A 6436-nucleotide genomic window follows, 5' to 3' on the forward strand; every position below is an offset into this window, starting at 1 on the left:
GGTTCGACTTAACGACAGATACCCGAGGCCAAGATCGGTCAGTGGGCGGAGTCGCTCGATCAGCCCGGAAGCGAGCCTGGACGCAGCGGCGCGCTTCTCCGGCGAACGGTTTGCGGTGCGGCGCACATCGGATGCGGCGGCGTGCGCGGACCCTCCGGCGGCGATGCGCTGCTCCGTGGCTGCGCGACGGGAATTGGCATGAAGCACAGCACCATTCGGAACGGTCTCGGCCTGTTGCGCTCCCGCAACAACGTCGGAGAGCATGTCAGCAAGCTCTCGAAGCGGCAACTGCGAGAACTCCGCGATGTCCAGGCCCTCGAACGTGACCGAGAGCGCTTCAGGCTTCAGCCGCTTCCCGTGACAAACCGGGCATAGGGCAGCGTCGAGGTACTGCGCGACGCGGCGCTTCATCGACGCGCTCTTCGAGTTCGCGAATGTGTCCAACACATACCGGCGGGCTCCGACGAAGGTGCCCGAATAGCTCGGCTCGACCCCGGCCTTGGTCGCGGCGCGAGCCTCAGCAAGCGTCAACCGGGAGTGGACCGGAACGAACGGGGTCTCATCCGTGTAAAGGATCCAGTCCCGGTCTTTTCGTGGCAGATCTTTCCATGGCACGTCAACGTCATAGCCGAGGGCCACTAACACGTCGCGGAGCTGGTGTCCGTGCCATGCCGTCGGCCAGGACGCGATCGCGCGCTCCCGGATCGTGAGCGACGGATCCGGCACCATCCGCTCCTCGGGCACCGCGTAGACACGACCAATGCCGTGACACTCCGGGCAGGCCCCCTGCACCGTGTTCGCAGAAAAATCCTCCGCGTAGAGCATCGGCTGCCCATCCGGATAGTCCCCGGCGCGGGAGTACAGCATCCGCACGAGACTGGACACCGTGGTGATGCTTCCCACCGTGGACCGGGCACTGCGTCCTCCACGCTGCTGCTGCAACGCCACGGCCGGCGGCATCCCGGTGATGGAGTCCACATCGGGAACGCCCGCCTGATCGATCAGACGGCGAGCGTACGGCGCCACCGACTCCAGATACCGTCGCTGCGACTCCGCGTACAGCGTCCCAAACGCCAACGATGACTTCCCGGAACCCGACACACCCGTGAACACCACTAGCGAATCCCGCGGAACGGAGAGGTCCACATTCCGCAGGTTGTGCTCCCGAGCACCCGAGACCCGAACCAGCGCGTCGGCGGCGGGTGAAGAATCAGACGAAGTCATGACCGGATCGTACTGACCTGTGAGCAGCTTTGCTGTGTGTCGTCGTTTTCGCTCCGATCGGTGTCGGGTTAGACCACGGGTGACCGCTGGTGGGAATCATCTCGACGTTGCAATAAGCTGCGCCCGATTGCGCGCGCCGATCTTCCGGAGAAGGTTCGACACATGGAACTTCACCGTGTTGACGGAGATGAGGAGCTCTTCCGCGATTTCGGCATTGCGCGCTCCCGATACGAGAAGCCGTAACACATCTCGTTCGCGTATGGAGAGTTGTGAGAATTCCGGAAGTGGCCCGGGTTCCGCCGGCGGATCGAGGGGAAGCCGGATGTCGACTGAGGACCCCCAGCCGGGTGTTGAGGAGACCGCAATCGCGCCGTCGAGGGCTGTGACGCGTTCGACGATTGGGCGGATCGAGTCGTCGTGTGCGGAAAGTTCGCCGGCCCCGTCATCTCGGATGCTGATCAGGAGATTTAGGCCGTCGCAGTCCCACTGGATGCGCACCCGCCGAGCCTGGCTGCGATCCGCGAGTGCGAGCACCGAGCTGCGGACGATGGCGCGCGCCGCGTGCGCGACCTCTCCTGGGAGTGCCCGACCGGTCGCGGGCGGCTCAACGAACTGCACGTCGAGATCGCCGAACCGGACGAGTGGGAGGAGGTCGCTCTGCAGTCGGGCGAACGCACCGACGACGGGTTCGAGGATGCTGCTGCGTTCCTGATCGGTAACAGCGCGCAGCCCGATTAAGGCGCTCGTTGCCGCCTCGATCGCCATGTTGCGTGCTGCGCGGTCATCGAGGCGGGGCGATCGCAGAAGCGCGAGCATAGATTCAAGCGTGATCGCCTGCCGGTCAGCATGCTCGGCGACGATTCGGGCGTGGTCGGCGACATGCTGACGTGACGCGGGCGACGACAGTTCGGTAAAGTCCACGGTGACAACCTATCCACTCAGGTAGGCCCATGCCTACGGGTAGGTGGACCTGCTCCTTTGCGGGGGAGCCAACGTGGCTGACGGCCGTGATGATAGGGCGATGGATGTCCTCGAAACCGGTGTGGGTAACTCGCTCAGCCGCATCGCCCGCGAACTCGAACTCGCCACAGACAGACTGATCGCTCGCGACCGGGCGGGATTGGCGGAGCTCGCGGATATCGTCGGCGCTGCTCCGCGAGTCTTCGTGCTGGGTGCAGGCCGATCGGGGCTCGCGCTGCGAATGACCGCGATGCGACTCATGCATCTTGGTCTAGCCGTCCACGTCGTCGGGGAGGTCACCGCTCCTGCGATCGAACCAGGTGACTTGCTCCTCGCTGCCAGCGGTTCCGGAACGACGGGCGGCATCGTGCGCGCGGCACAGACTGCCGTCGATGCTGGCGCCCGGGTGGCGGCTATTACAACAGTCCCCGACTCTCCGCTCGCAACGCTGGCAGCCGTCACGGTAGTCGTGCCGGCAGCAGACAAGCTTGATCGCTCTGGAGCGGCATCTGAGCAGTATGCGGGCAGTCTCTTCGAGCAATTGGTCGTTGTCCTCGGCGACGCGCTTTTCCACACACTCTGGCGCCGCTCCGGCTTGACCGCTGATGAGCTCTGGCCTCGCCACGCAAATCTCGAATGACTCAAACCACTGCACGAAAGGAATCCAAATGAAACTGCAGTTTGCCATGGACACCCTCTCCACCGAGGCCGCCCTCGAACTCGCTGCTGCCGCCGCGCCGCACGTCGACATCCTCGAGCTCGGTACCCCGCTTATCAAGAGTGCTGGCCTTTCGGCGATCACCGCGATCAAGAAGGCCCACCCCGACAAGGTCGTCTTCGCCGACCTCAAGACGATGGATGCCGGCGAGCTCGAGGCTGACATTGCCTTCACTGCGGGTGCCGATCTCGTGACGGTCCTCGGTAGTGCCGGTGACAGCACGATCGCCGGTGCCGTGAAGGCGGCGAAGAAGCACGGTAAGGGCGTTGTCGTCGATCTCATCGGCGTCAGCGACAAGGCGCAGCGTGCGAAAGAGGTCGTTGCACTTGGAGCAGAGTTCGTCGAAATGCACGCAGGCCTCGACGAGCAGGCCGAAGAGGGCTTCACCTTTGCCACCCTGCTCGAGGACGGCAAAGCTTCGGGCGTGCCGTTCTCAGTCGCAGGCGGCATCAATAGCTCGACGATCGCTTCGGTGCAGGAATCTGGTGCGCAGGTGGCTGTGGCGGGAGGCGCGATCTACGGCGCTCCCGATGTCGGTGCTGCCGCCGCGGAACTCCGCGCAGCCATCGTCTGACGACCTAGGGCGTGTCTGACAGACGCCGGGTCCAGGCGATGACGGCGTTGAGATCACTGCAGCGCGATAGACGATCGCATGCTTGTCGTAGCGGGTGGCGAGTCCACGCCATTACTTGAGGTGGCGGTAGCAGCGTTCGATGACGTTACGGCCCTTGTAGTCGGCGACATCGAACCTGACGGATCGTCCGCCGCGCGACCGGCAGCGCTTGCGGTGGCCTTGCTGGTCGGACGGTTCGGGGATCGCGGCCTTGATGCCGCGGGCGCGCAGGTGCCCGCGGCATCGCGCGGGATACGTACGCCTTATCGCCCCGGACCGCGTCGGGTCGGGTGCGGGGGTGGCCGACGAGACGAGCGACAGGTCGGTGCCCCATCAGCGGCAGGAACATCGGCGAGTCGCCGGCCTGCCCCGCTGTCAGCAACGCGACCAGCGGGAGGCCGTTGCCATCGACGAGCTAGTGGATCGTCGTCGACAGGCCGCCGCGGGAGCGGCCGACCGCCTGGCCAGGCGGCTCGACGTCCCGATTCGTGTGATTCGATCCGGCCCCCTGTCAGGCGCTTCGTGTTCGTCGCGTGCTGATGCGCAAGAGCGATCGGTGGAATCCACCGACAGCGACCAATCCACCAGCCCCGCCTCGTCCGCGACGGCGGTCAGCGCCGCGAGCACCGCGACCCACGTGCCTTCCGTGGCCATGCGGTGATGCCAGTTCCACACGGTCTGCCACGGCCCGAACAGTCCCGCCGGGAGGTGACCCATGAGGAGAACGTGGCGAAACTCGACCAGCTGGAGTAGTGGCGGCACGTAGAATCCGGGACTGGGTTCCGGCACAAGACACGCCGCTTCGCGCTCTGGCGGAGCGCCGGTTCGGACAGTTGTAGCGGAATCGTTCGTTTCCGGTGCCTCGTCGTGGATTAGAGGATTCCAACAGTTCTGTTCCGAGCTGTCCGAGGATGTTGAAGATAGCGCACCTATGCGTACATCTTCATCGTGCGAGGTATACGTGCATCCCGAAGCCAGCCGGATCGCTCGCGGTCAATCGCGGTAGGCGTACACGGCGAGGGACCGGCTTGAGGGCGCGTCGTCGTTCGCTTCGCTCCACCGCGCGAAGGGCCCAAGCGGACTCCTCTGGTCTCGTGACGGGCGTTCACTCCGGGTACCTGTGAATCCGTCGACACGCTGTCCTGAGACGCGGGACCGAAATTCGTAGTGTGGTCAAGCAGAGGTTTCCCGAGGATCGGCTTCGGCCGCCCTGACCTGACCGCCTTCGCGTCTTATCCCAATCGGCTCTGATCGGGTCTGCCGATCCTTTCGACGAGAACGCAGCGACATCACAGCCACCCAACCCCGACCGTCCGCGAAGCCGGGACACGTCACATGGCCTGTGCTGCGGGCGTGTCGAGGTGGGTCGTCCACGGGCGACGCGGGAGCGTCGACGCGACGTGCTGAGAGGTGGTTCCAGTCGAGCACTAGCACACCGGCTACAGGCATGGCGATAGGTCAGGAACGGCGTCGCTCCCTACGCAGGAGGGAGCGCAGAGTCTCGACGTTCGCGTAGCCGACCCGTAGCGCGATCTCGGCGGAGGTGAGGTCCGTGGTTGCTGAAAGGTGCCGAGCTCGTTCGATGCGAAGCCGTTGGACGAAGCCGAGCGGAGTGAGGTTGAGCGCCGCACGGACTCGTCGTTCGAGGGTGCGCCGGCTGGTGCCGAGCGACTGCGCGACGACGGCGACGTTGAACGGTTCGTCCAGGCGGGCGCGCACGAAGCGTTCGAACTCGACGACGATCGGGTCCTCGTGCCGGAGATGTTCGTAGGCGACGAAGGCCGCCTGCGACGGGCGCTCGTCGATGAGGAGAAGCTTGGCGACATGTTGGGCCAGGTCGGGGCTGATCGATCGCACGAGTGAGAGCGCGAGGTCGATGTGGGCGAAGGCGGCGCCGGCGGTGACGAGGTTCCCGTCGGCCACGACCATGGTGTCGAGATCGAGGGCGACGGTCGGATAGCGCTTCAGGAACTCCGGCCCCAGGAACCAGCTGGTCGTGGCCCGCCGATGATGCATCCGTCCGGTCTCGGCGACAGCGAACACGCCGGTGCACGCCGCGGCGATCCGGGTGGTCGCCTCGTCGAGGCGCCCGAGCGAGGCGATGACCGAACGAGCATCTCGGCTCTGGAGGGCGTCGTTGGTAGCGGCGGCCGTGAGGGTTCCAAGCGCAGGGACGACGACCACGTCGAACTCTCCGGACTCCGACAGCGGGTGGTCCACCGACAGGGTCATCGATGCCGTCGTGGTCACTCGCCGTTTCGGTCCGAGGATGGCGAGTTCGATCGGGTCGATCCGCGGGTCGACATCGCCGCGAGCTCCGTCGGCCACCCGCACGATGTCGATGATCGACGCGATAGCCGAACCGAAGCAGCCGTCGATCGCGATCAGTCCGATACGCATGACGTAAACAATAGCAATACTGCCGTATACGCCATTCCCTACCGGCCCTCGCTCGTCATACGCTGAACTCGTCCTACGAAGAACCCCGATTTCAAGGAGAGTCCCTCATGTCCACACCCGCATCACTTCCGTATGCCTTCGTCGCCAAGATCGTCGCGGCCGATGGACAGCACGACGCGCTCGCCGATCTGCTCGCCAGCGCTGTCGCACTCGCCAACGAAGAGGTAGGAACGATTGTCTGGTTCGCGGTCAGGACCCACGCCGACACCTTCTGGATCTTCGATGCATTCCCCGACGAGGCCGCTCGCGACGCCCACGCCAACGGCGCCATCGTCGCAGCCCTGACGGACAATCAGCACCTCCTCAGCGCAGCACCCGAGATCATGGCGGCCGACGTCCTCGCGTCCAAGCTCCCGTAGTCCGCCCACGCACGTCCGCAACGCGAACACAACACGAGCGCTGTCGGTCACAAACTCAACAGGCAAACCAACGGGCGGCTCTGGAGCGGCTCGAGCCACAAA

The 6436-nt window shown here is 65.1% G+C and carries 5 protein-coding genes and 2 pseudogenes; 3 read left to right on the forward strand and 4 right to left on the reverse strand.

Annotated elements, in window-relative coordinates; genetic code table 11:
* Positions 1-1224 (reverse strand): annotated as a pseudogene (locus D8Y23_RS15855) (excinuclease ABC subunit A); the annotation flags it as partial.
* 96 nt (positions 1225-1320) lie between these two features.
* On the reverse strand, positions 1321-2040 hold the full coding sequence (locus D8Y23_RS15860; RefSeq protein ID WP_108320587.1) for a helix-turn-helix transcriptional regulator: 720 nt from the start codon (positions 2038-2040) through the stop codon (positions 1321-1323).
* A 205-nt stretch (positions 2041-2245) separates the two neighbouring features.
* Here D8Y23_RS15860 and hxlB point away from each other — a divergent pair, with 205 nt between their 5' ends.
* Entirely contained in the window at positions 2246-2824 is a 579-nt protein-coding gene (gene hxlB, locus D8Y23_RS15865; RefSeq protein ID WP_108320572.1) for a 6-phospho-3-hexuloisomerase, read from the forward strand.
* Between the two features lie 28 nt (positions 2825-2852).
* Positions 2853-3476 (forward strand): 3-hexulose-6-phosphate synthase, encoded by a 624-nt coding sequence (gene hxlA / locus D8Y23_RS15870; protein ID WP_108320573.1) that lies wholly within the window; start codon positions 2853-2855, stop codon positions 3474-3476.
* Between the two features lie 4 nt (positions 3477-3480).
* Here hxlA and D8Y23_RS15875 read toward each other — a convergent pair.
* Together D8Y23_RS15875 and D8Y23_RS15880 are read right to left on the reverse strand one after the other, a co-directional pair.
* Positions 3481-4211, reverse strand: a pseudogene (locus D8Y23_RS15875) (IS5 family transposase); the annotation flags it as partial.
* 762 nt (positions 4212-4973) lie between these two features.
* The gene (locus tag D8Y23_RS15880) at positions 4974-5915 is read right to left on the reverse strand and encodes a GlxA family transcriptional regulator (RefSeq protein ID WP_108320574.1); all 942 of its coding nucleotides are present in this window, start codon (positions 5913-5915) and stop codon (positions 4974-4976) included.
* A gap of 107 nt (positions 5916-6022) precedes the next feature.
* Here D8Y23_RS15880 and D8Y23_RS15885 point away from each other — a divergent pair, with 107 nt between their 5' ends.
* A complete protein-coding gene (locus tag D8Y23_RS15885; protein WP_108320575.1) occupies positions 6023-6334 on the forward strand; it encodes a putative quinol monooxygenase in 312 nt (103 codons plus the stop codon).
* The last annotated feature ends 102 nt before the right edge of the window (positions 6335-6436 follow it).

This window comes from Microbacterium enclense, assembly GCF_004022425.1.
GTDB lineage: Bacteria > Actinomycetota > Actinomycetes > Actinomycetales > Microbacteriaceae > Microbacterium > Microbacterium enclense_A.